Source organism: Sunxiuqinia sp. sy24, from assembly GCF_052677165.1.
In genome coordinates this window covers 320,032-346,275 of the sequence record NZ_JBQYLH010000002.1, presented here as the reverse complement: position 1 = coordinate 346,275, position 26,244 = coordinate 320,032, and the positions used below count along the sequence as shown (strand labels likewise).

Sequence of the window (26,244 nt, the reverse complement as noted above, 5' to 3'; positions counted from 1 at the left end):
GCCTTGAGGTTAAAATACCTTGAGGCTTTTTAGTTTTCCAGGCAAAAGCACGCCATCGGCTACAAAGGCCAGCAAGTAACCACCGCCGCCTGAGCCTAATAATTTCATTGGAATACCTGTAGATTGTAATTCATGAAAAGCGGGCTTAAAAGCATCCGGAATCATTGGCTGAAGATTTTCGAGCTGAAAAGCTGAAATTGATTTTAGTGCCTGAAAAAGCCTTATGGTATCGCCACTTATAAAAGCATGAATAGCCTGCGAATTTGCGGGTAGAAATATATTCTCAAACTTGGTTTTGAATTCGGGATCAGTCATTTTACCCACAAACCATTGGACAAGTGGTGCCGTTGGACTTTTCATTTCCGTATCAACCAGCACAACAGAATATCCAGGTGTTTGAATTTCTGTTGAAGGCAGACTGATTTGGTCACCCACCAGCATGACCGGCTGATTGATGTATGAAACCAACGGATCGAAGCCTGAACTTTGACCATGAAAATAAGACTCCATCACCGAAAAATCATGCTTTAACATGCTCAGCGAATGTGGCCCCTTCAGCTCTTTCAAGTCCAACTGATGGTTCCCATATTGTTGATAGAGTGCCGCACACAGTGCTCCGGAGCTACCTACGCCGTACTGCAACGGAATATCAGAACCAAAATAAAGTCCTTGCCTTAAATCCCGGCGAATATCATCGAGCCTGATGGGAAAATTCATTTGTTCGTTCAATCCTTCTTGCTCAAAGAACACGACAAAATGCTCCAAATCCAGCTGACTCTGCTCCACCTCGGCCACTTTCTTTTGACCAGCAAAGGCAAGTTCTCCGGTAAAATGGGAAAACGGAACAGCCAATGCTTCGGCTCCAAACATCAAACCATATTCCCCAAACAACAATAATTTGGCATTAAACTTCATCATTTGCTAATTTCAGGGGACCGCTCCCGATACGATCATCCAGCCACTGGCCATTCTCTGTTAAAGCCAACAACTCCGATTCGATAAACGCGTGCACTTCCTGTTTATCCTTTTCAAAATAGATCAAATGAATATTTGGCCCTGCGTCAATTGTAAAACCGAGAGCCAAGCCGCTTTTTTGGCGGTATTCCCGTATTTTCTGAATCAGCAAAAGGCTATTGGGCTGCAATAAAATAAAAGAAGGATCGGAAGTCATCATCATGGCATGCAGACTCAGTGATTCCTTTTCAACCAACTCAAAAAAACGAGCGTGATTGCCCTCTTTCATCACCTGCACCAGTTCACTTAAATGCTTATTGGCCTGCGCAATGCGCACGTGCTTAAACTCATGCTGATTCATCAACTGGTGTCCGGCAGAACTGGACACTTGTTTTTGAGCAGAATCAACCAGTAAAACCGCATCCCGCAAAGACTGATAGTCCGAATGAAATTTCTCGGTCACCGGAATGGCATTGCAGTCGGTAGAATTAAGAAAACCGCCCATTCGCCCCCACAAAGCAAAGGATGGAAAAACAGAGCGGCAGGCACTTCCACTTCCCAAACGCGCCCAGCGCGAAGCTTTCTGAAAAAACTGCTGCTCGGTAAAATTCTTTTTAGTCACCTGTTCTTTCAAATCGACCAAACAAAGCGCCAGCGCGCCAAAAGCCGATGCAGAAGAGGCAATTCCGGCAGAATGCGGAAAGGTATTGCTGCTTTCAATATAGAAGGAATAATCGTTCAGCCAATCATGTTCCAGCGACATGCTGGCAAGGTATCTTTCAATCCGCTCAGCAAAAACCGAAGGTTGGCCTTCAAACAAAAACTCAACTTTTCGCCGCGAAGAAGCTTCCATGCGGATCCTTGTTTGGGTTCGGGCCTTTTTCAGACTAAAACTCAAGGACGGATTCATCGGCAACTGCGCCTCTTTTTTGCCCCAGTACTTTACCAATGCAATATTTGACGGGCATTCCCATGCTGCCCGGTAAATTTCTTTTTTCACCATAATAAATCAACGATTATTCAAGACCAACTCTTTCCAGGGAAAGACCACACTTAAGCCTTTTTCTTTGAAATACTGCAACACACAACGATCATCCATCGGGGTAGCCACCAGGTAAAAATCGCCACCCCACGCTCCAAGCGATTTTATCTCACCCTGAAAATCGCCGAAATAGCTTGCCTTAACTGTTGGAATCTTCAGCAATCCCGAAACCAAATCCTCATGCCGCCTGATCAATTCCTGAAACTCCTTCAGGCTTTGCACGCCGGCAATTTGTTCTGAAAGAAGGTTAACCTCTTCAAGTTGTTTTTGAGAAATACTCCCTTCGTTCAGGAACCGCCGAACCTCATTCCGTGTGCTTTTCTTCGATCCGGAGTAAATGAAGTAGAGGTTGTCTAAAAACGGATAATTTAAAGTAACCGGCTCCGGCTTTTCATTTTTCACATAGAAAATGGGCCCATCAGCCGAAGCACAAGCAATATCAAAACCAGAACCGTTAAAAATTTTTTCGTTGAGCTGGTAAGGATCAACACCGGCCCAGGAAGCCAGATTGGCAATCAGCGTACTGCTGCTACCCAGCCCCCATTGGTTATGAAAATCAATTTTAGTCTGAATGTCCAATCCACCATTGAGATGAAAACGGGGGTTCATTTCCAAAATGGCTTTCAGCGCATCCTGCAAAATCACAGCCTTTTCTAAATCCGAACTATGAATAATTTTCAAATCGGGCAAGCCGTAATCGCAGGAGAACCACAAACCTTCCTGCATAAGGGCTTTCCAATTCACCACTCCTTGCTTCTTGCCCTCGGTCACCTCCATGTACTGCCCATATTGCAAAGGCAAGGCAATGGCTTTGGCTCCCTGCAACACAAAGTATTCGGCCGTCAGCAACAGCTTTCCGTGAGCGTAATATATTTTTTGACTATTTGGCATGTTCATTTAAATAATTCTGCACTTCGGAATATGATACTCCCCGATCTTGAAAATAAAGCCTGGCAGCCCGTTTTTGTTCATCCGAAACATGCAAACTGTTTAAAATATTACTCAAGTGCATTTTCATATGCCCCTGTTGAATGCCACTTGTCACCAGTGCTCGCACGGCCGACCAGTTGGATGCCAGCCCTGCAACAGCCAGATAGCCCATCAATTGACTGGCAGTGGGCTGCCCTAAAATAGCCATCGTCAGTTTCGCTAAGGGGTGCAAACTGGTTACGCCGCCAACCACGCCTACAGCAAGCGGCAATTCCAGGCTAAACCAAAACTTTCCGTTGGTTATTCCGGCATCACTTAACCCCCGATACTGGCCGGAACTGGCAGCATAGGCATGTCCGCCAGCTTCAATGGCACGAAAATCATTGCCGGTAGCAATGGCCAAGGCATCAATTCCATTGAATATGCCTTTGTTGTGGGTAACCGCACGCGACACATCGTGTCTGGAAATATGAACTGCCTGCACCAATTTCAGGGCAAAAGCGTGTGCCTTTTCTGCATCGCTTTCCAGCTCCTCAACCGGACATTCAACCCAAACCTTTACCCGACTGTTGGGGACATAGTTGGATAAAATGGCCATGATCACGTCTGTTTCCTTTTCTTCAGCTTGAAATTCATCATTTGTCTGCACCCAGCTTTTCAGCGTTTTGCCAAACTGCTCCAGGCACGAATTGATAAAGTTGGCTCCCATCGCCTCACAGGTTTCAAACGAAACATCCAACTGGTAATAATTTGGAATGATTTCAGGCAAATGCTTCAAGGTAATGGCTGTTATTCCACCACCTCGTTTTTCCATATTTTGGGTCAGTGGCGCAGCTTCCTGTTCAAGCTGTTTTTTTAATTCAGGGAAGGATCGGAATATCTTTTCAGGTTTTCCACTCCAACTAAAATGAACCTGTCCCTTTTTTTCCGTACCGATAATTTTAGAATGAAAACCTCCTCGTTTGGCCCAATATCCGGCAGCTTTGGCCAAGGCGGCGACCACCGAACTTTCTTCTGTAACCAAGGGGAAAGTGATCACTTTATCATCAACCACAAAATTGGGTGCCACCGAAAAAGGCAAATGGTAATTGGACAGGTGATTCTCACTTAAATCGGCGATGATATTCTGCACTGATTGCTCTGCAAGTTGAAATGAATTCAGGAAATCAGCGGTTACCTCATCCAAATTCAGTTGCTCTACCAGCCATTCAATTTTCTGTAACCGATCGAGTTTTGAGAATCCATTTATGATTTTATGCTCCGTCATATTCCGGGTTTAACTTCAAATATTGCTGCGCGAGACGAAAAGCCTTTAACTGATTTTTGAGATAAGCCTGAAGTTCCTGATAATCGCCGGTAGCATGTTTCAGCACGGCCGAAGCCATTCCGTAAACCGCAGGCAACTGGCTCAGGGAAGTCAGATGATAACCATCTAAATAACTTTTCAGTCCACCCGATATAATCAACTGCCGGCAACGAGGTTCGCCCATTTGCTGCAACAAACGATTAACGGTTTTTACCATTTGGTAGGCTGATTGCCCAACAAAAGCAAAAGGCTGGTACATTTCCTGAGTAGCCGGGTCTTCCCGCATCAGTTCCAGATTGGAAAAGTTAGTGCCACCATAAGCCGCAAACTCAATAGCAGCCAAGGGCAATTGCAACAAGCGCTTCAAGCTTTCCTCACCCATACCCTGCCCCACTTCTTTTACAATCAATGGAATATGAATGCGTTCCATCAGGCGCTCGATGGTTTCCAGTGGTGGGCGCTCAATCTGATCGCCTTCCGGCTGAAACCATTCCTGCAAGGGATTAACATGTACAATCAACCCGTCAGCACGAAGTCCGCCAACCAGATCCACAATGGCTTTTTCGTTCTTCTCTTTCAGCAATTTTTCAATTTGAGCAATTCCCAGGTTTGCCCATAGTGGCTGATCCGGGCCAATGGTTTCGCGCATGTCGAAATCGGCCCAGTGGGTTTTGTCAAACAATATTTTCCGACACGACCCTAAGCCCATTCCAAATCCAAACTCACGGCAAGCCTGTGCAATATTTTTGTTGATTTTCTCCGCCACGCCCGTTCCTCCGGTCATACTGGACACCCAGAACGGTGCCCGAACCATTTTCCCTAAAAACAGGAAAGCCTCATCCTCATCGGTAGGATGAGCGGCCAGCATGGGCTCGTAAATAAAGCGTTGATCCTGCTCTGCAAAACCGGTTTGCGAGTCGAAAGCGAGTTGAATGTGGTCTAGTTTGCGATCTTTAGTCATATTATTCCTTTAAAACCGAACGCGAAATGACCATGCGCAACACTTCTGAAGTGCCCTCACCAATAGAGAGCAAGCGCTGATCACGGAAAAAACGTTCAATTGGATATTCATCATTTCGGAATAAACCGGCACCGCCAAAAATCTGTAAGGCTTCGCTGGCCACATCACTGGCCACCTGCGAACAATACAATTTGGCCATGGCCGCCTGTGTGCCAAAAGGCTGTCCGTTGTCTTTCAGCCAGCAGGCATTATACAGTGTATTCCGGGCATTTTCAATTTTCATTGCCATGTCGGCCAATTTAAAAGAAATTACCTGGAAATTAGCCAAGGCATTCCCAAATTGTTTCCGTTTTTTTGCAAAGCTCACGGCCATTTCAAAAGCACCCTGTGCCAATCCAAGTCCCATGGCAGCAATGGATAGCCGCCCCGAATCAATGGTTTTCAGCATAATCTTAATGCCCTCACCTCGCTCACCCAGCTGATCTTCAGCAGGAATATAGCAGTCGTTCAGGTAAACCATCCCATTATCGGCAGCACGCCACAACAGTTTGTTTTTCATGAACTCGCGGGTGTATCCCGGCGTACCTTTCGAAACCAAAAAAGCAGTAAATTCCTTACGTCCATCGGGACGCAAGCCGGTTTTGGCTACAAAACTAATGCCTGCCGACATGTCGGACGCACCATTGGTAATGTACTTTTTATGCCCATTCACCAGCCAGCCACCGTCTTTTTCTTCGGCAATTGTTTCTACTCCCTGGGCATCTGATCCGGCATTTTCTTCCGTCAAGCCAAAAGCCCACAGGCTTTCTGCAGTACACAAGGGTGGCAGATATTTAGCCTTTTGTTCTTCCGTTCCAAATGCCATAATTGGCCCTACTCCAAGTGAGTTATGTGCCGCCAAAGTTGCCGCCACCGAGCTATCCACACGGGCCAGTTCCTCAACAGCAATAATATACGACAAATAATCGCTGTCTTGCCCCCCATACTTTTTGGGCGCATGCATTCCAAAAAGGTTTAAACTTTTCAGAGATCGGATCAAGTCCATGGGAAACTCCTCATTAGCTTCAAACTCGCCAATAACGGGCTTAATGCATTTCTCTGCAAAGTCTCTGACTTTTGTCCGTAAAGCATGATGAGTTTCGTTTAAAAATGCGCTCATATCGTTTTTTTAAATTCTTACGATTCTAGATCCACCAATATTTGTTTGTCTTGCACCAAATGACCTTTGGTAACATGTATGTTTTTTACCACGGCATCAGCCGGGCTTTGTATTGTAAATTCCGACTTCATCGACTCAATGACCAACAGATTCTGTCCTTTCTGAAGCACATCACCCGGCTTCACCAAAATATCAATCACCGTCCCAAACAAATCAGCCACAACCTGATCTGTCCTAACTTCCTTTGTCTTTTCCGTATCCTTGTTTAATCGAACCTGATTCAACACCTGATTACTCCACAACGCCAACTGCTTGGCCTCCCACTGGATGCTGGTCAGTTGCTTTTCTTCGGAAATAAAGATAGCAATATCCTTATTGTTTAGCTGAAAATCAAGCTTTGAGCCAAAAAATTGACAATTTTTCAGATCATAAATTTCTCCAGCCCAGTTCAACTTCAGCGTATCTGCTTTTCGACTAACCGCTATTTCGTGCCAATTACCTTCCAGATTCACATCGAACGAAGAATGCATGCGCCAGTATCCTAACTGAATCCATGGATTATCACTTCCGGACGGCCGGTAAAAATGATGAAGCAAATAACCAGCTAACACAACAATAGCAGGCTGCTCCAATTTCGATGATTCAATCGTGTGAAGACTTTCGGACAAGCGTTCTTCAGCCCATCGTGTATGAATATTGTTTTGCTTAAAATCATCCTGACTCAACAATTCAATCAAAAATTCCTGATTCGTTTTTATACCTGCGAGGAATAGACCTTTCATCGCCTCTTTTAATTTCGACAGGGCCAGTTCTCGCGTTTCGGCCTCCACAACTAACTTACCAACGAGCGAGTCGTAGCTGGATGACAAAAGCATTTCGGGCTGTAAAAAACTATCCCAACGGCAAGTGTCCGGCAGATGAATTTCGCCAACGATACCTGAAGTGGGTCTAAATTCTTGCTCGGGATCTTCAGCACAGATTCGCAATTCAATGGCATGCCCTTTAACTGTCAAGGCATGCTGCTGCAAAGCAAGTTCTTCTCCGGCAGCAATTCTCAATTGCCACTCCACCAGGTCAATTCCGGTGATAAACTCCGTTACCGGATGTTCCACCTGCAGGCGGGTATTCATCTCCAAAAAATAGAAATTTTCCTGTTCATCCACTAAGTACTCGATGGTCCCTGCACCTCTGTATTTTGTAGCCCGCGCAATTTGAAGAGCAGCCCGATAAAGTTTTTCTTTCGTTGGTGTTGAAAGGACCTGTGCAGGTGCTTCCTCAATCAGTTTTTGATAACGCCGCTGAATGCTGCATTCTCGCTCAAAAAGGTGTACCGCATTCCCGCGTCCATCTCCCAATAGTTGCACCTCGATATGCCGTGCTTTGGGCAGAAATTTCTCGACAAACAATTCGTCATTTCCAAAATATTGCTGCGCTTGTCGTTGAGCTTGCTTCAAGGCCATAGGCAAATGTTCCAAGCTGTGCACCACTTCCATACCTTTTCCGCCGCCGCCACCAGATGCTTTCACCAGTAGAGGAAATTCTAACTCCTCAGCCCGACTAAGAATATCGCTGACAGCACCAACTATTCCCGGAATAACCGGAATACCCAGTTTCGTCACAAAAGAAATGGCTTGGGTCTTTTCGCCCATCAAACTAATTTGTGCTGCTGTAGCACCGATAAACACCAGACCAGCCTGCTCTACCTTGGCTGCAAACTCCGCCTTCTCCGAAAAGAAACCATACCCCGGATGAACGGCCTGAGCCCCATAATCCAAGGCTATTTTAATTATTTTGTCCTGATTCAGATAGGTTTCATGCAATTGCGCACCTGTGAGCAAAACAGCTTTATCAGCCAATTTGACGTGCAAAGAACCGATGTCATCCGCTGCATAAACAGCGACTGTTTCGATGCCCAAACGCTTTGCTGTTTTAATAATACGTACTGCAATTTCGCCCCGATTAGCAATTAATATTTTTTGAAAGAGACTCATCAATTTTCGACTACATTTAATTTCTGCCAGTCTGGCTCTCGCTTATCAAGAAAAGCCCGAAGCCCTTCCTGCCCTTCATTTGAGTGGATCAATTCGGCTAACACGGCCGCTGTATATTCGCTATCTTCAATCTTCAATTCTTCTGATCCTGCTTTTAGCAACAGTTGTTTGCATGCGCGTAAAGCGTTGGGTGATGATGTCTTTAATCCGTCAATCAACTCATTAACGACCTGCTCCAACTTGCCATCATCAGCCAAAAAGTCAATTAGTCCGATCAAATGTGCATGGGGTGCCCCAAAACGATCGCCGGAATACATCAACTTTTTCAGGTTCTGCGTAGATACCCGCTTGGATAAAAAAGGAGTAATAATGGCTGGAATTATACCCAGTTTAATCTCGCCAAAAGCAAAAGCAGCCGAATGTTCAGCCACGGCAAAATCGCAAGCTGCAACGATGCCATTGCCCCCCCCCAGCACATTGCGATGAACAACAGCAACCGTAATTTTAGGAAAATGGTAAATCACTTTCATCAGTTCAGCCATCCGCAAATACTCTTGCCAGTTGTCTGACTTGGCTTTATTAATTGCTTCAGCAAACCAGTTAATATCGGCTCCCGCACAGAAAGACTTGCCGGCTCCGGAGATTACCAAAAAATGCACTTCATTATTGGCAGCCACTTTAGCCAAGGCTTCATGCATTTCCTCAATCATTTCCGGATTCAACGCATTGTGCACCTCCGGTCTGTTCAGCACCAGATTTGCCCGATGACCCGCTATTTTTACTTTTATATTTTTCCAGTTTTTCATATTGTTGTCTCTTTACATTCTGAAAACACCATAATTGGGGCTCAGAATCGGTTGATTAAGGGTGACTGTAAAAGCCAATGCCAAAATATCCCGGGTTTCCAGAGGATCGATAATACCGTCATCCCACAAGCGGGAAGAACTATAGTAAGCTGTACTTTCTTGTTCAAACTGCTCTACCAAACTGGCGCTACTCCCATTTTGACCAATGGTTTGCAAAACGCCCGAAGCCTGCTCACCTCCCATCACGCCAATACGCGAATGAGGCCACATAAACAAAAAATCGGGCTCGTAAGCACGTCCGGCCATCGCATAATTACCTGCTCCAAAAGATCCGCCGATCACCAGCGTTATTTTCGGAACAACTGAATTAGCAACTGCGTGGATCAGCTTTGCCCCATCGCGCGCAATGCCTTCATGTTCGTATTTTTTACCAACTACAAATCCGGTAATATTTTGTAAAAATAATAATGGAATCTGCCGCTGATTACATAATTGTATAAAATGAGCTCCTTTTCGGGCACTTTCTGCCGTCAAAAAACTTTGATTCCCGACAATGCCTACCGGAATCCCCTTTAACCAGGCAAACCCGGTCACCAAAGTCTTCCCATAATTTTGTTTGAATTCCTGAAATTCGCTTCCATCCACCAAACGATCGATAATTGCCCGCACATCAATGGGCTTTTTCAAGTCAATTGACAGGTAATTATAAAGTTCTTCAGCAGGATATTCTGGCGCAACCACCGAACGAAGCGGAACGTCGCGTTTTTTTATTACCGTCAACGTGTTAACAATTTTCCGACACATCCGAATGGCATCCACATCATCTTTAGCCAAGTGGTCAGCAACACCGGATATAGAGGTATGCACATCGCCACCCCCCAATTCTTCCGCAGTAACTTCCTCGCCCGTGGCAGCTTTAACCAAAGGTGGTCCGCCAATAAAAATAGTCCCTTGTCCTTTAACAATAATGGTTTCGTCGCACATAGCCGGAACGTATGCTCCACCTGCGGTACACGATCCCATCACGACTGCTAATTGAGGAATACCGGCTGCTGATAATTTAGACTGATTATAAAAGACGCGTCCAAAATCGAAGCGGTCGGGAAATACATGGGCTTGCTCCGGCAGATAAATTCCACCCGAATCGACCAAATAAATACAAGTCAAGTGATTTTTCAAGGCTATCTCCTGAGCCCGAACATGTTTTTTGATAGTTTCCCGAATGTAAGTTCCGCCTTTCACCGTAGCGTCGTTGGCAACCACGAGGCATTCACGCCCTTGCACCAAACCAATGCCAGTTATAATTCCAGCCGAGGGGAAAGCATTATCATACTGACCATAAGCCGCAAAACTTGAAAGTTCCAGAAATGGAGTCCGGGGATCGATCAAAAGATCAATTCGTTCGCGGGCCAGTAATTTTCCACGTCCGCGATGTTTTTCGACGGATTTTTTGGGCCCATGAGAAGAAACAAGCTTCAAAAGCTTTCGAAAATAAGACACTACACCCTGATATCCAACCCCCTTAACCTCCTCCAAAGTGGAGCTATTTTGATTTCTATTTTGTTGAGCTTTATCCATATATCCGTTAAACAAATTACAAATGGAAAATCTCTTACTATGACAAAATACGCGGCTATAAGTTCACTCAACAGGTCTAATTTTTTCACATCACTTCATAATTTATGACCATTAAGAAATAAATAGCCAACAGGAATTGAACTATCTCAGACATAAAAAACCAAGAAAGCTAACACAAAAACATGGGAAATGAGACCGACCAATTGAAACAGACTCAAGAAAGCATCGGACAAGTTAGTTTTCATCCAGTTGACCAAGTAGCCCAAGGTTTTCGCCTTCGCCCTCCACGCTTTCTATCCGTACCTTCTGAAACGTATTTTTCTGAATGTTTTTCGCTTTAAACCGAACGGGCACGTAGTGTTTGCCATAGCCCGAGGCAAAGCCTTTCGAATCAATTTTCTCAACCAAAACGATCTGTTCACCACCGATGAACCGCTTTAAATAATCCGCCCGCATCTGCTCCGATGCTTCACGAAGCTCGGCTGAACGGGCCGTTTTTACCGATTCCGAAACCTGATCATCCATCCGCTCGGCCCGAGTCCCTTTTCGAACCGAATACTTAAAGGTATGCACATGGCTAAACTGAAAACGCTGAATGGAATCTACACTTTCCTGGAAGTCCTCCTCGGTTTCGCCGGGGAAACCAACAATCAAGTCGGAAGTAAAATTAAAGTCGGGCCACTGACTTCGGAAACGATCCACAATTTCGGCAAAGCGGCTGTAGGCGTACATCCGGCGCATCCGAAGCAACACTTTATCGGAGCCACTTTGCAAGCACAAATGCAGGTGTGGAGCCAACTTGGGATGCTTAAACAAGTCGTAAAAGCGGTCGCCAAAACCATCCGGTTCGAGCGAAGAAATCCGAACCCGAAAGTCGCCGGGCACATCCAAAATCGCCTCCAACACATCTTCGAAGCGTTTGTCTTCCCACTCGTAACGCCCAATATTAACGCCGGTAATTACCAACTCTTTGAAACCGTTAGCCAGAGTGTTTCTAACATTCTCAATAATTTGTGGCAAAGGGCGACTGACAGCTCGTCCCCGCACTTTGGGAATGATACAGAAAGTACAAAAATTATCGCATCCATCCTGAATTTTGATGGAACTACGGGTGTGCAAACTCTTATCGACCGTGCTAAATTGAAAAACATCGCCTTCCAGATTTGAGGGGTGCAAAATTTCGCCTTGAAAATGAGCATCCACTAATTGCCTGATACTAGCCTTACGCTCATTGTCGACCACATAAGTAATTTTATCCTGCCCTTCCAGCTTCTCCTTGTAATTATTGGCCATACAGCCGGTAACCACCACCATCGACCCCTGATTATTCCGGGCCGCCTGGCTTATGATATTTCGCGATTTCTGGTCACTTTGATTAGTAACCGTGCAGGTGTTAACCACCACCACATCAGCTGAATCCTTAAAATCAACTATTTCGTATCCGGCCTGATCAAAATCAGAAACCAAGGCATCGGTTTCATATTGATTCAAGCGACATCCCAATGTTTTAAAGGCTACTTTCTTCTTGATCGCACTCATGACTCCAGCTTTTCTTCCTGTAAAACCAACTCACCACTCAGCGAAAAATCAGCCGCTGAGGTAATCCTAACATTCACGATCTGCCCTTTCAGTTCAGGCGCCTTCCGATCGAGTCGCACATTTAATTTCCCTTCGGTCAGACCAGTGCTGAAACCGGTTTTCCGATCTGTTCCATTCACCAGCAAGCGGACAGTCTTTCCAACCAACAGCTCATTATAGTGGCGGGTATGAATTTTCATCACTTCGGACAAACGATGAAAGCGATCTTTCTTCACTTCCTGCGAAACTTCATCCTCCCAGCGGTAGCTGGCTGCCCCCGGACGTGGAGAATACATGGCGATGTAGGCCATGTTGAACTGAAATTCATTCATTGCCGCTACCGTATTCTGAAATTCGGCTTCGTTTTCACCTGTAAAACCAACAATGATATCGGTAAACAGAGTGGCCTGCGGAATAAGCTCACGAATATCTTCTACAATTTTGCGGTATTTGTCCATCGAATGACGTCGATTCATTTTAATCAACACTTTCTCGTCGCCGCTTTGCATGGGCAAATGAATTTGCTTGGCCAAACACCGATATTCAGCTATCACTTCAATCACATCGCGCCCCATATCCTGCGGATGCGGTGAAGTAAAATAAACCCAAAACTCTTCACCGGAAGTTTTTCCATATTCGCCAATCTGCTTGAGCAATTCCGCAAAATTGATTTCTGCTCCGTTTTTGTCCAGACCGTAAGAATTAACATTTTGTCCCAGCAAAGTGATAGATTTATACCCTTGATTGACCAAATGTTGTACTTCGTTCAAAATATCTTCTGAAGGACGGGAGACTTCGCGCCCACGTGTGTAAGGCACAGCACAGAAGGTGCAAAATTTATCGCAGCCATTCTGGATTGGCACAAAAGCTTCGTAAGTCGATTCGTACTTGGGCTTGATGTGCCACAGATCCACGATGTGCTCATTCTTAGGCATCACCGGCTTGGACACCTGTAGCGACGCGGCATTCACCACCCCATAATTTCGAATCATATCCGGCAACTGGCTTAACTCACTCATCGGAAAGATGAGGTCAAAAAGCTTCAGAAACTTGTCTTTATCAGCCGGCAAAATACAGCCCGAAATAAACGTAATCAAGTTGCGTTTGTTCTTTGCCCGGTTCCACTGGGCGATTTTATTGTACACCTTATCAATTGGCTTTTGCCGTACCGAGCAAGCCAGCATCCCCAGCAGTGTTGCCTCCTCCTCATTCTCCGTCCGCTCGTAGCCCATCTGTTCCAACACGGCACTTACGCGCTCACTGTCCGACAGATTCATTTGACAACCCAATGTAATTAAGTGGTATTTCATCAATTAAGTTCCAAGTTCCAAACCCGATAAAGCCATGCGCAGCATGCTGGCACTTGCTTTTCCATTTCGGTTTTTCTGATTAAAAATAAACCTCGCAGTGAATCTGATCGCGATCAAATCCTTTGTTCTTCAATAACTCCAGAGCGTCAAAAATCATGTTACTGTTTCCGCACAAATAGAACTGAGTATCCTTATCAAAGGTGGTCTTTCTCAGATACTTTGTTAATCGTCCATGAACCTGTCCGGTTTTATCGCCGGTGGTGCATAAAATATGCCTTTCAGGGGCATATTCCTCTTTATCGTAAGCTTCATGTCCGTACCGTACCCCATGAACCATTTGGTAGTCCAGCTCGGGATGGGTGCGCACCATGCTGCGAAAAGGAGCAATACCTGTTCCGCTGGCGATAAATACAAATTTGTGGTCTTTAACCTTTTTCTCATCAATCCGGAATTTCCCGAAAGGTCCGTTTACTTCAACCCAATCACCAGGTTTGAGGTGACTCAGCTTTGGTGAAAAATAACCTTCTTTCACTTCCTTCACCAAAACCTCCAAATGTTCATCATTTTCTCCACTGTAAATGGAGTACTCGCGACTTTGGTAATCCCCTTGAATCCCGAGCGAAATATGCTGGCCTGCAGTAAACCGGAAACGGCTTTTGGGCAGGCGCAGGGAGAAAGTTTCGTCAGTTAGTCTTCTGACTTCTTTCACTTTGTAAAAACTTTCATCTACTTTAATTGCTTGCATAACTTCTATCGACATAGCATCTTATTTTGGGCTGCAAAGATAATTATTTTATATAAAAAGACTTCCGAATCCGAAATTATCTTTGCCGGCCGATTATAATCTTAACTTAACCGATAAAATCATAGTTTGTTTTTAGCATTTATCTTATTTTTAGAAAGAAAATCGTCCTACCATGAAAACATTGATTATTTACATGTCGACCCACGGATGCACCGAACAAGTTGTAAATGAATTAGCAACAGCGCTCCATGGCGATGTTACCACCCATAATCTGAAAGCAAAAAACGAACCCGACATTAAGGCCTATGAGCGCATTATTATTGGCGGCTCAATCCATGCCGGGCAAATTCAACGCAAAGTTCGCGAGTTTTGCACAAATAAGCTGGAGCAATTGGAGAACAAACAGCTAGGTTTATTTATTTGCTGTATGTACGAAGGCGAGCAGGCTTTTCATCAACTCGAAAATGCCTTCCCGGAGAAGCTACACCAATATGCTAAAGCGGAAGCTATTTTAGGAGGCGAATTCAATTTTGAGAAAATGCATTTTCTTGAGAAATTCATGGTTCGTAAAATTGCCAAAGTAGATAAAACGACCCGAAGAATTGATCATGAAGCCATTCAGCATTTTACCAAAAAGATGGACAAAACCTTTTCGCCATTCCTAATGCTGGTTTAAAACACTTAAAGAGCCAGGTAAAAATCGCGGGTCAATTCCCGATAAGCTGTAGAATAATCCCCCATTTCCTTATCCCGAATAAAAAGACAGGATTCGTTCAAGGACTTGGGCTTTGTTGACAGCTCGAGCAATAAACGATGTGCTTTTTTGCTCTCATCTGGTGCCACGCGGACCAATCGGTTGACGTACAAATTCAGCCGATTGGCCAATTCGAGTATGCGAGTTTCCTGCTCGGCCGGAACAATCAGGCTTATTTTTCCGCTGTCGGTCAATAGTCCTGAGGCCTTTTTCAAAAGTTCCTTTAAACTCAAACGGGCTGAATGGCGTGCCTGTGACCTTTTCTGATTCGGTGACTGCACCCCATTCACAAAAAATGGGGGGTTTGAAATAATGTGATCGTAAGTTTTGTCCGATTGAAAATCCTGAAAGGCGCCAACCGTAAGCTGTAGTCGTGAGGGCCAACGGGAATTTTTAAAATTGCCACAAGCCTCCTGCGCTGCCTCTGTATCCAGCTCAACAGCATCTACCAAAGCATCTGAACGCTGAGCAACCATCAGCGCCAACAAACCGGTTCCGGTTCCAACATCCAGAACACGACCTGCCCCGGAGAGATCGGCCCAAGCTCCAAGCAATACCCCATCGATGCCAACTTTCATGGCAGCAAGCTGTTGCTCAACCCGAAACTCTTTAAACTGAAAATAATTATTCCGCCCCATCAATAAGTCCGTTTTCAATCGTCAATAAAACAAAAATAAAAGTATAAAATAGTCCATTGCATATATTACCCTAGTGTTAATAAATCTTGCTTTCCATCCGATTTAATTTTTTTCGACATCCCCGGTCAAGGTATTTTCTACTTTTGCACGCGCTTAAACAAAACGAGATTGCGTAAAACACAAGCAAATAGGCATGAAGAAGAGAGATTACTACATTTTAGGATTATTGACCTGCATGGTTATTTACTCGGCTTTAAACCGAAAAACAGTGCTCAGCGACAGCGAAATTAATTCGATAGGAATACAGGAACCTCATGACGAAATGCTGATTCACCCCATGCAACGAGACTCTGCGCACCACACAACAAATCAAATTATTGAAGCTGAAGTGTAAACCAACACTTCGTTTCCTGCAAACAATCACAGAACAAGTTAATCAGCCACACACGTAATTCTTTACAAGAAGTCAATTTAAGATTGATAGTTAAAGATATAAAACTCTGGCTTAAAGTAAATAAGGTTCGTTTATTAAAACTTCTTATATTTACTAAAGGACTTCAACAGGTTATTTCTGAAAGAAACAATAAGCAACGCGTCGGAATGAGAACATTGATTTTAAGCGCAATTAAGCAGATTTACAAACCTTTGAATCGGAGATACCCTCAAAATTATCTCATTAAGCACCCCTGGGTTGGAATGCTTTTTCTGGCACTATTCATTTTTGCCTTTATGGTTTTGTACCGGCCGCTCAATGCTCACGAGTCGGGCGTTTTAAATTACCCCACAACCATGGCTGTCTATAGTATCCTGGCTGCGCTTTCCTTCCTTTTCATTGTTAAAATCCTAAAATCTATTGCCTTTTTTTCAGAAGCTGAAGACTGGACATTCTTTAAAGAACTTATCTCCATCACCTTAATCCTCCTGGGGATGGCAATAACCATCTATTTTTTGGGTTTTGCCATTGAAAAACCGGCAGATCGGTGGAACTGGGAGACAGTGCTCGACTCCTTTCAAAGTGTCTTTTTAATAGGCATCCTTCCTTTCTCCATTTTCACAATCACTAATTACCGCTACTTGACATTTCAGGGCAACTGGGTTAATGAAGAAATGACCCTATCAGAATCGCAATCAAATTCGATTGAAGCGTTAATCAACATCAGCTCGAAACTAAAAAAAGAATCTTTAAGCTTCTATCCGACTCAGTTTATCTATGCTGTTTCGGATGGCAACTATGTTGATTTTTACCTCAAAAAAGACAATGAGGTGATAAAGGCAACCATTCGCAATTCGATTAGCACGATTGAGAAACAACTTTCGGAAATTCCCCACCTAGTGAAAACACATCGGGCCTTTATCGTCAATTTGCAAAAGATTCAAAAGAAACAAGGGAACGCTCTGGGCTATCGCCTAAAACTAGAAGGTACAGATACGGAGATTCCAGTCTCACGTCAAAACACCCAAATTATCGATCAAAAACTGAAGCTCCTTCAGCAATAAGCGTCTTGTCATCTGTCACAGAAAGAAGCCATTCATCCCAATTTACGGGCCTAAAAGCGCCGACAACTTGCAGCCTAAAACAATTCCTTGCTGTGTATCCCTAAAAATTGCACACCAATTTCATAATCCATCAATTTGCTGAAAAACAATCGGCAAACATTAAAAATTGGATATTATGAAATTAGTTTATTGTGCAAAAATCGCATTGAAATGCGCATTCGTAATTGCTCTAATTGCAAGCGGATGTCTCAGAACATCTGCTCAAGACCAAGCTGCTATTCACGGAATGATAACCGACAACCAAAACAACCAACCGCTTCCATTTGCCACAGTCTCACTCTATCATACAACAGACTCAACGCTTATTTCAGGAGGCATTAGCAACCTGAACGGAGAATTCCAGATAGCCTTGTCGAATGCAGGAAGTTACAATCTACAAATCAGCATGATAGGCTACCAGCCTGTAGCACAGACCATCAACCTAGAAAATAAGGAACAACTGAACATTGGTACCGTGTCGCTAGTGGAAAAGCGAACAGATCTGGAGGAAGTCAAGGTGATTGGTGAGCGCATAAAAGCCAAAACCGAAGATGGAAAAACCATTTACTACATGAATAAAAAGATGCTCGATGTCTCCAATTCGGGAACCGACATGTTAAAGCACATCCCCGGCATTCAGGTTGACTTGTTTCAAAATATTTCGATGGAAGGAAGCCCAAATATCCTCCTTGAAGTAGATGGAAAAGAACGCGATCCTGACTTTTTAAAACAGCTGGATGCCGAACTGATTGACAAAATAGAAATCATCAGTACCCCCGATGCCGGATACAATGCTGACATTACAGGAGTCATTCGTGTTATTCTGAAAAAAAACCACAAAACAGGAGTGAGTGCACACCTCTACACCGAAGTGCCAACTTCCACATCTGAAATATTTATTTTCCCCACAGCCGGCTTAACCTACAATTTCAATAAACTTACAATCTACAGCTCCTACAACGGCGAGATGAGTTATTTCAATATCAATGAAAGCCGACACCGGAAGCTTTGGGACACCAAGGAGATAACAGAGATTACTTCCAATCAATATGTTCGTCAAAAAAATTGGTCTCACCGGGTTCAGTTGGGAATTGACTATTTTATGAATCCTAAAAATCAGTTTAATTTTTATGGATTCTACAACCCGTATTCGCGTGAGCACGATGGCCTTTTTGAGCTTCAGGCGATAACCAATAAGCAAATGAACCAAGGCTGGGCTGTTAATAAAGAAGATACCGACAACAATTCGGGAAGGTTTTACTCTCTTTTCTACAAACACATTTTCGACAAGCCCAAGCAAGAAATCACCTTCGATCTAAACCATTTCAACTTCAAAGCGAAGAACACCACAGCTTACTCGGGAGCAAATGAAGAGCAATGGCTAAACCAGCACACCAACACAGTAAAGCCTTTGCAAAACGAAGCCACTCTCAGGGTCGATTTCAAAGCGGCAATCCCTGGCAGCCTGAAACTTCATACAGGACTAAAAGCAAAATTGCAGGAAATGAAAGACCGGCAGTCGACGAATTTAAACTACTCGAATAACAGTTTTGCAGCACACGGAAATATTTCGGGCAGTTTTAATAAGCTCGATGTCAGCGCCGGTATTCGTGGTGAGTATCTGAAATACGGTCAGGCAGACAATCTCAAAAAACATGATTTGTTCTGGCTTCCAAGTGTTGTCGTCAACTTCCCAACAGGGAAAAAGCACAACTTGAAACTTTCGTACCGAAATTCAATAACCAGACCAAACATCTACCAACTAAATCCTTATAAAACGGTTGAAGACCCATTTACGATAAGCTTTGGAAACCCCGAACTAAAACCCAGTCTAAACCACAATATTGAGTTGGAATATTCCATAAGTAAGGCGAATAATTACATGGCCTTCCGCCTGTTTTATCATTCCATTTCGGATGCCATAAACAAGCTGACTTACATCAACGATTCGAACTTTTTTGAAACGCGTATTTATAATTTAGGTCATATCCGTCAGTTTGGGATTCAGTTTTCGGGAGCTTTAAAGCTACACGAAGCTATTTCCTTCAATCCCTATCTGAAACTACTCAACATTCGTCCAAAAAAGAAGCGGCTTGCAGAAAGCTATCACATGGTCAATCAAAAGAAACTCGCATTTGAGTCAGGATTATCAGCCATTGTGTCGTTCAAAAATAACCTCTCGGCATCACTGCTTTTTCAATACAACAGCCCCAAAACCAATATTCAAACCGTTTCGTTTAGTGATGCGCTGTACTTTCTATCACTTGACAAAACATTTAACCAGCGTTTCAAGTTAGGAATTACCTGCGCCGTCCCCTTCTCCAAATCATTCACCTATGATGGGAATAAAATTGAAACAGAAAATTTTAAAAGCCATTATGAAGGAATTATCCAAATGAAAAGAACTCCGGTTATCCTCAAACTGAAATATCAGTTCAATTCAGGTAGAAAAGGAAAAACAATTAACCGCTCGCAAGAAACCATTCAAGCACTACCTAAAAAAGGATTTTAAAACAAACGAAACATATCGAGCATAGAGCTAACTAATTTGCAAATACACGAATTCATTCAAGCTGAATTCCATTGATCTCCAAGCAAACGAATAATTATTTTGGCACATTTGTAAATCAGCCTAATAGCTCTCCTGCGACCTGATTTCAGAGGGCAATAAGAATTCGGGGAGCTCTTGCTATAAATTATTTCCCCTCATAGGTAAACTGTCTTGTCGCACTTTCGTTAAAAAGAGGTGAACAATTCGCTCCGTTAACAGGTTGAAAACGATGTACTAAAAACAATAATTAAGTTTATCGCGCTCGTCAGGGACTATTTCGAGCATCACTAGAACACATCCTGGACTCAAAAACTTTGATATTAATTCGCTAATTTTTAACAGCTTAAAATCAACCCCATGAAATATACGGACAAAAAACAAGCACCATCCGACCCAATAGAGCAGCCCCCCAAAAAAGCATCACAAGCCAATGATCTTCCTGCAGGCTTCGAACTGAAGAACAATCCGGAAGCTTTTATCCGTCTGGACATAGATCGGAAGCACCGCTTTTACTCCGACAATTTACTTCCGCTACTTCAGGCTAATCCAACAGAAATCATTGGAAAAACGATCGAAGAAGCCAATTACTTAAGGGAACTTTCAGCCGAAATAGACTATATGGCTAAACTTGTATTGAGGAGCACCAAACCATTTTACAAAGAATTTTCCTTCGCGCTTGACAACAAGCCATTTTGGATTAGTATCGGCTTAACCATCGAAAAAGACGAGGACAACGAAGCGACTGGGCTCATCGGTGTAATTCGCGACATCAACAAGCAAAAGACAATCGAACAAAAACATAAATACAGAAAACAACGAGACAACTTAACCGCAGATGCGTCGGACTACGGGGTGTGGGATTGGACTGTTGCTGATGAAGCCATGCACTTGTCGCGCAAATGGAAATCCTTGCTCGGCTATTACCCAGATGAACTGGACGACAAATTTTCGACCTGGACCGACCTCATACACCCGGACGACTATAATCGGGTAAAACGCACTTTTGAAAATTTCCTAAAAAGCACTGCATTAATCTTCGAAGCAGAATACCGCCTAAAACACAAAGATGGACTCTTCCGATGGATTAGAACCCGTGCCGCATCATTGCGTGACGCCGAGGGAAATGCCTTGCGTGTGTTAGGAACCAATCGCGACATCACTACCGAAAAGAAACACCAGGAAGAATTGCGAATGTTGCATCAGGCAATCATGCAAAGCCCGGTTCCTATTGTAATTACAGACCTTGAAGGATACATTGAATTTTTTAACCCGGCCTACTGCAAAATAACAGGTTATCGCAAAGAAGAACTGGAGGGTAAAAAAACAAACATCCAAAAATCAGGCTACCACCCAACAGCCTTTTACCAAGAACTATGGAACACAATAACCAGTGGCAATGAATGGGTTGGAGAATTCAAGAACAGAAAGAAAAGTGGTAAAACATACTGGGAGCTCGCTTCCATCTCGAGCCTGAAAGACGAGTCCGAGATCATCACCAACTACCTAAAAATATCAGAAGAAATCACCTCATTCAAGCGACTGGAAGAAGATTTAAAACGCTCACAAAAACGAACCAGAATAGAAAATCAATCGCGTACCAATTTCATGGCCAACATGAGTCATGAAATCCGGACCCCAATCAACGGGATTATTGGATTCTCGGAACTGCTAAAAACCGGCGATTTGACACCCGATCAACAAATACGCTACGCTGATATTATCGAAGAAAGTAGTCGCTACTTGTTATTGCTCATTGAGGATATCATTGATATTTCGAAAATTGAAGCCAACGAACTGAAGGTCAAAAAAGATGCGTGCTCGCTAAAGAACACGTTCCAGGAGCTTTCTGATCAGTTTCAACAAATGAAAAGCAGGAAGCAAAAGGATCAAATTGAGATTCATTTTCGCAAACCTAAGCTCAAACATCACGATTTCATTTTTACCGACACGCGGCGTTTAAAGCAAATCTTGTTCAACCTGTTCGATAACGCACTAAAATTCACCGATAGTGGGCACATCGAAATTGGCTACCAACTCCTGACAAAAAATAAACTACAGTTTTATGTCGAGGACACCGGCCAAGGCATTCCCAAAGACCAGTTAAAAACAATATTCAACCGAACACTTCAGCATGCCCACAGCCTAAAAGACCGCGATGGCGGAGCCGGTCTGGGATTAGCCATCTCAAACGGCTTAGTAAACTTACTCGGCGGAAATATGAATGTTAAATCGACTCCCAACAAAGGATCTATATTTTACTTTACTATTCCGTATGATAAAATCAGCGCTCCAACAAAAACAAAAGCAAAAAAAACAACCAACAGTTACAACTTTGAAAACTACACCATTCTAATTGCCGAAGATGTTGATTACAACTACGAGTACTTATCCGAAATATTAAAAGAAACGAAAGCTAACGTGCTTTGGGCCAAAGACGGCATTGACGCGTTAAACCTATTTTCGAAAAATAAAGTTGACCTCATCCTGATGGATATTCAAATGCCTGAGATTGATGGCTACGAAGCGACCCGAACGATTCGTAAGAGCAACACCGAAATTCCAATCATTGCACAAACAGCCTACACCATGAGCGATGAACACCAAAAATGTTTGGATGCTGGCTGCAATGAGGTGTTGAGTAAACCGATAAAAATGAAAGAATTTCTGGATACGCTGGGTACTTACTTGAAATAAAACCAAGGCTTTTTGTGGGATTTGATTTGCTCTTATTAAATTTGAAGCTTACTAATGAATTAAGCATGATCACCGAAAAATTCCCTTCCCGCTTGTTGGAAAATGCCGTTAACGAATTTGCCAAGCTGCCAGGTATCGGTCGCAAAACAGCGCTCCGGCTGGTGCTCCATCTCTTAAAACAGGAAAAGTCGGAAGTTGACCTGTTTGGCAATAGCCTCATTCAGCTCCGTAACGAAATCAAGCACTGCCAGGTTTGTCACAATATTTCCGATGTTGACACCTGCAATATTTGCAGCAATCCAAACCGAAACCCGGAAGATGTTTGTGTGGTTGAAAACATCAAGGATGTCATGGCGATCGAAAATACCCAGCAGTTTTCAGGCCTTTACCATGTACTCGGGGGTATCATCTCGCCCATGGATGGCATTGGCCCCTCCGACCTGGAAATCAACTCACTCATTGAGCGGGTAAAAAATGGCGAAGTCAAAGAAATTGTTTTGGCCCTTAGCACCACCATGGAAGGCGACACCACCAATTTCTTTATTTATAAAAAGCTGAAAGACCTGAATGTTAAGATTTCAACTCTAGCCCGAGGCGTTTCCATTGGCGACGAATTACAATATGCCGATGAAATTACCTTGGGGAGGTCTATCAAAAACAGGCTCGACTTTGAAAGCACCTTATCTCAGTAAAGCAAGCCCGCATATTGATAACAAAGTAACCAAGCAGCAATAACACCCCAACAACCATTGATGACCAATAGTAATCGCCCATGAAACTCTCCATTATTATCGTCAATTATAATGTCAGGTATTTTCTAGAACAATGCTTACATGCCGTTCAAAATGCCTGCTCTACAATTGATGCGGAGATTTTTGTTGTCGACAATAACTCAGTCGATGGTTCGTGCCACATGGTTCGCGAAAAATTTCCCGCTGTTTGTCTAATAGCAAACAAAAACAACAAAGGTTTTTCGAAAGCCAACAACCAAGCTATCCGCCAAGCCCAAGGAGAATACATTTTATTACTCAACCCCGACACGCTTGTGGAAGAAGATAGTTTTGTGAACTGCCTCAACTTTATGGATGGTCATCCGGATGCCGGCGGGTTGGGCGTACCAATGATTGATGGCAAAGGACGCTTTCTTCCCGAATCCAAGCGAGGCTTGCCTACGCCAGAAGTGGCTTTTTACAAAGTTTTCGGCTTAGCCAAGCTGTTCAGTCACTCCGCACGTTTTGCCCGCTACTACCTCGGACATCTCGACAAAAAACAAACCCATGAGGTCGATGTTTTAGCCGGAGCATTCATGTTACTTCGTCGTTCTGTTTTATATGAAGTCGGTTGGCTGGATGAAGATTATTTCATGTACGGTGAAGATATTGATCTTTCGTACCGAATTACAAAGGCTGGCTTTAAAAACTACTATTTTGCAGGCACCACAATCATTCATTATAAAGGAGAAAGCACCAAAAAAGGGAGCATCAACTACGTGAAGATCTTTTACCAGGCAATGATCATTTTTGCACGCAAGCATTTCTCCAAAGGCCGTGCCGGAACATTTTCGCTACTGATTAACCTGGCTATCTATTTCAGGGCGTTGCTTGCCCTTTCAAACCGAATTATTAAAACCATTGCCTTTCCGGTTGCTGATGCCTTGGTTATTTATGGCGGTTTCTTATGGCTTCTCCCGCACTGGGAGCAATACAAATACACACCCGATCATTATCCGCCCGAATTCCTTAAAATGGTGGTTCCAATCTACATACTGATATGGCTAACCGGCATATGGCTGGCGGGAGCTTATCACAAACCCATCAAACTTATCAAACTCATTAAAGGGATCCTGTGGGGAAGTATCGGCATCCTGATTTTTCACTCGCTAGTGAACGAAAGCCTGCGTTTTTCACGTGCACTCATTCTGATTGGAGCAGCCTGGACCTACTTCAGCTTGCTGGGCTACCGATACCTACTTAGCCAAAGCCAGTCGAAAATCGCTTTATTCGAGCGCAACCAAAAAAAGCGAGTGGTTATTCTAGCCCATGAGGATGAAGCAAAACGCATCGGTCAGCTGATTGAGCAGTCGCATATCAAAATCAAAGTCATAGGCATCGTTCCCCCCAGCGAGCAGCATGCAACAAAAAGCGAGCTGGGGAACCTAAGCCAGCTATCAGAGATTATCCGCATCCATAAAATCGAAGAACTTATTTTTAGTGCCGTGGACTTGTCTTCGCAGCAAATCATCAGCATCATGCTCGATTTAAGCAAGCTGAACCTGGACTACAAAATAGCCCCACCCAAAAGTTTATCAATTATTGGCAGCAACTCCATCGATACGGCCGGCGATTTATACGTAATTCATCTGAATGCTATCACCAAGGAACGCAACCGGCAAAACAAACGCCTGCTTGACTTTATACTTAGCATATTATTTCTAATTAGCTATCCGGCAAGCTGGTGGAGTGTTGATCACAAAAAAGGCTTCTTTTCCAACATTCTGGAGGTCCTTTGGGCTTCTAAAAGCTGGGTTGGCTTTGCGGGAAATTCCGAAACACAATCGAATCTTCCAAAAATAAAACCTGGCATCCTCACCCCCGTAGATAAGTTTGAAGAAGACCTTTCCGAAGAAAAAAAACTAGAGATTGATATGGTTTATGCCCAAAATTACAGCATCTTGCAGGATGTTGAGATCATTTTAAACGCTTGGAAAAATTTAGGAAGATGACTTTAAATAAACTAGCACACGGTCAAATCCGGTTTCGGCCATTGGAGCCAGAAGACCTGGAACTCATTTATCAGTGGGAAAATGATCCTGAAATATGGCAGGTTAGCAACACCTTAGTACCCTTTTCGCGATACATATTAAAACAGTACATTGCGGAGTCGCACAGGGATATTTATGAAACCAAACAACTTCGGCTGATCATCGAAATCAAGTCGGGTCAAGCAGTTGGCGCCATTGATTTATTCGATTTTGATCCCTATCATCAGCGAGCCGGTATTGGAATTTTAATCTACAACAAGGATGAACAGGGCAAAGGGCTGGCCACTGATGCTTTGCGATTGATGGCACTTTACGCAACCGATATTCTGGGGCTACACCAACTTTATGCCAATATTACGGTCGATAATCAGGCTAGTATTCACCTGTTCAAAAAAGTTGGATTTCAGTATGCCGGCAATAAAAAAGACTGGATCAAAACGCCGGAAGGCTGGCTGGACGAAGAACTTTACCAGCTCATTCTGAAATAAGAAAAATCAAAGCTGCGAGAAAAGTGGAATTTCCTTCAAAAAAGCATAGCTCTGCTTTTCCAAATCAACCATGCAGCAATAGTGATTCAGGCCGTTGGAAACAATCAGGTAAGGCACCTGAAAAGTCATATTATAACGGGCAATCTGGTCAAACGTTTGCTGCGTTATTTTCACCGATGGCGCTTTAAACTCAACCAACATTAAGGGGTTCCCTGAGCGGCTGTAAACCAACAAATCAGCCCGAAATTGATTTTGATTAATTTTCAAGCCTGTTTCGATAGCCATCAACGAAGCTGGAAATTTTTTTCCATCAATTAAATATTTAATGAAGTTCTGGCGCACCCATTCTTCGGGGGTTAGCACCACGGATTTCTTCCGAATTTCATCAAAGATGAGCCTTTTGCCATTTTGCTGTTGAATACGAAAAGAATATGTTGGTAAATTTAATTCGGTAAACATAGT

General features: G+C 43.5%; 22 protein-coding genes. 8 read left to right on the top strand and 14 right to left on the bottom strand.

Annotation, left to right across the window (positions count from 1 at the left end; all coding sequences use genetic code 11):
* Positions 1-9: 9 nt before the first annotated feature.
* From ACUNWA_RS03650 to ACUNWA_RS03595, 12 genes are all read right to left on the bottom strand, one after another.
* Positions 10-918: a hypothetical protein gene (locus tag ACUNWA_RS03650; RefSeq protein WP_445590524.1), complete on the bottom strand. Its 909-nt coding sequence runs from the start codon at positions 916-918 to the stop codon at positions 10-12.
* Entirely contained in the window at positions 905-1,957 is a 1,053-nt protein-coding gene (gene mvaD, locus ACUNWA_RS03645) for a diphosphomevalonate decarboxylase (protein WP_445590523.1), read from the bottom strand. Before mvaD ends, ACUNWA_RS03650 begins: the two co-directional genes overlap by 14 nt.
* A gap of 6 nt (positions 1,958-1,963) precedes the next feature.
* Positions 1,964-2,887, bottom strand: a complete 924-nt coding sequence (locus ACUNWA_RS03640) for a GYDIA family GHMP kinase (protein WP_445590522.1) — start codon at positions 2,885-2,887, stop codon at positions 1,964-1,966.
* Positions 2,877-4,193 carry a hydroxymethylglutaryl-CoA reductase gene (locus ACUNWA_RS03635; protein WP_445590521.1) on the bottom strand — a complete coding sequence of 439 codons (1,317 nt, stop codon included), beginning with the start codon at positions 4,191-4,193 and terminating at the stop codon, positions 2,877-2,879. The genes ACUNWA_RS03640 and ACUNWA_RS03635 overlap by 11 nt, the downstream gene beginning before the upstream one ends.
* A complete protein-coding gene (locus ACUNWA_RS03630) occupies positions 4,180-5,193 on the bottom strand; it encodes an isopentenyl-diphosphate delta-isomerase (protein WP_445590520.1) in 1,014 nt (337 codons plus the stop codon). Before ACUNWA_RS03630 ends, ACUNWA_RS03635 begins: the two co-directional genes overlap by 14 nt.
* Before the next feature lies 1 nt (position 5,194).
* Entirely contained in the window at positions 5,195-6,352 is a 1,158-nt protein-coding gene (locus ACUNWA_RS03625; RefSeq protein ID WP_445590519.1) for an acyl-CoA dehydrogenase family protein, read from the bottom strand.
* Positions 6,353-6,369: 17 nt separating this feature from the next.
* Entirely contained in the window at positions 6,370-8,343 is a 1,974-nt protein-coding gene (locus ACUNWA_RS03620; RefSeq protein ID WP_445590518.1) for an acetyl/propionyl/methylcrotonyl-CoA carboxylase subunit alpha, read from the bottom strand.
* Positions 8,343-9,149, bottom strand: coding sequence for an enoyl-CoA hydratase/isomerase family protein (locus ACUNWA_RS03615; protein WP_445590517.1), 807 nt, complete (start codon positions 9,147-9,149; stop codon positions 8,343-8,345). Before ACUNWA_RS03615 ends, ACUNWA_RS03620 begins: the two co-directional genes overlap by 1 nt.
* Before the next feature lie 12 nt (positions 9,150-9,161).
* Positions 9,162-10,727 carry a carboxyl transferase domain-containing protein gene (locus ACUNWA_RS03610; RefSeq protein ID WP_445590516.1) on the bottom strand — a complete coding sequence of 522 codons (1,566 nt, stop codon included), beginning with the start codon at positions 10,725-10,727 and terminating at the stop codon, positions 9,162-9,164.
* A 234-nt stretch (positions 10,728-10,961) separates the two neighbouring features.
* Positions 10,962-12,266 carry a tRNA (N(6)-L-threonylcarbamoyladenosine(37)-C(2))-methylthiotransferase MtaB gene (gene mtaB / locus ACUNWA_RS03605; protein WP_445590515.1) on the bottom strand — a complete coding sequence of 435 codons (1,305 nt, stop codon included), beginning with the start codon at positions 12,264-12,266 and terminating at the stop codon, positions 10,962-10,964.
* Complete coding sequence (gene miaB / locus ACUNWA_RS03600) at positions 12,263-13,615, bottom strand: tRNA (N6-isopentenyl adenosine(37)-C2)-methylthiotransferase MiaB (RefSeq protein WP_445590514.1); 1,353 nt, start codon at positions 13,613-13,615, stop codon at positions 12,263-12,265. The genes mtaB and miaB overlap by 4 nt, the downstream gene beginning before the upstream one ends.
* 79 nt (positions 13,616-13,694) lie before the next feature.
* The gene (locus tag ACUNWA_RS03595) at positions 13,695-14,375 is read right to left on the bottom strand and encodes a ferredoxin--NADP reductase (protein WP_445590513.1); all 681 of its coding nucleotides are present in this window, start codon (positions 14,373-14,375) and stop codon (positions 13,695-13,697) included.
* Positions 14,376-14,532: 157 nt separating this feature from the next.
* Here ACUNWA_RS03595 and ACUNWA_RS03590 point away from each other — a divergent pair, with 157 nt between their 5' ends.
* Positions 14,533-15,036, top strand: a complete 504-nt coding sequence (locus ACUNWA_RS03590) for a flavodoxin domain-containing protein (protein WP_445590512.1) — start codon at positions 14,533-14,535, stop codon at positions 15,034-15,036.
* 5 nt (positions 15,037-15,041) lie between these two features.
* Here the strand turns inward: ACUNWA_RS03590 and ACUNWA_RS03585 are convergent, their stop codons facing one another.
* Entirely contained in the window at positions 15,042-15,752 is a 711-nt protein-coding gene (locus ACUNWA_RS03585) for a tRNA1(Val) (adenine(37)-N6)-methyltransferase (protein ID WP_445590511.1), read from the bottom strand.
* Positions 15,753-15,945: 193 nt separating this feature from the next.
* On the opposite strand from ACUNWA_RS03585, the gene ACUNWA_RS03580 reads away from it, so the two are divergent.
* The 7 genes from ACUNWA_RS03580 to ACUNWA_RS03550 all read left to right on the top strand — a co-directional run bounded on the left by ACUNWA_RS03580 (position 15,946) and on the right by ACUNWA_RS03550 (position 25,782).
* Positions 15,946-16,146, top strand: a complete 201-nt coding sequence (locus ACUNWA_RS03580; protein ID WP_445590510.1) for a hypothetical protein — start codon at positions 15,946-15,948, stop codon at positions 16,144-16,146.
* 206 nt (positions 16,147-16,352) lie between these two features.
* The gene (locus ACUNWA_RS03575) at positions 16,353-17,249 is read left to right on the top strand and encodes a LytTR family transcriptional regulator DNA-binding domain-containing protein (protein WP_445590509.1); all 897 of its coding nucleotides are present in this window, start codon (positions 16,353-16,355) and stop codon (positions 17,247-17,249) included.
* A gap of 175 nt (positions 17,250-17,424) precedes the next feature.
* Positions 17,425-19,800, top strand: coding sequence for a TonB-dependent receptor domain-containing protein (locus tag ACUNWA_RS03570; protein WP_445590508.1), 2,376 nt, complete (start codon positions 17,425-17,427; stop codon positions 19,798-19,800).
* A gap of 396 nt (positions 19,801-20,196) precedes the next feature.
* On the top strand, positions 20,197-22,533 hold the full coding sequence (locus ACUNWA_RS03565) for a PAS domain S-box protein (RefSeq protein ID WP_445590507.1): 2,337 nt from the start codon (positions 20,197-20,199) through the stop codon (positions 22,531-22,533).
* A gap of 65 nt (positions 22,534-22,598) precedes the next feature.
* On the top strand, positions 22,599-23,225 hold the full coding sequence (recR, locus tag ACUNWA_RS03560) for a recombination mediator RecR (protein WP_445590506.1): 627 nt from the start codon (positions 22,599-22,601) through the stop codon (positions 23,223-23,225).
* Between the two features lie 80 nt (positions 23,226-23,305).
* Positions 23,306-25,255, top strand: a complete 1,950-nt coding sequence (locus ACUNWA_RS03555; RefSeq protein WP_445590505.1) for a glycosyltransferase — start codon at positions 23,306-23,308, stop codon at positions 25,253-25,255.
* Complete coding sequence (locus tag ACUNWA_RS03550) at positions 25,252-25,782, top strand: GNAT family N-acetyltransferase (protein WP_445590504.1); 531 nt, start codon at positions 25,252-25,254, stop codon at positions 25,780-25,782. The genes ACUNWA_RS03555 and ACUNWA_RS03550 overlap by 4 nt, the downstream gene beginning before the upstream one ends.
* Before the next feature lie 6 nt (positions 25,783-25,788).
* On the opposite strand, the gene ACUNWA_RS03545 is transcribed toward ACUNWA_RS03550, so the two are convergent.
* Positions 25,789-26,241 (bottom strand): type I restriction enzyme HsdR N-terminal domain-containing protein, encoded by a 453-nt coding sequence (locus ACUNWA_RS03545; protein ID WP_445590503.1) that lies wholly within the window; start codon positions 26,239-26,241, stop codon positions 25,789-25,791.
* Positions 26,242-26,244 lie beyond the last annotated feature (3 nt).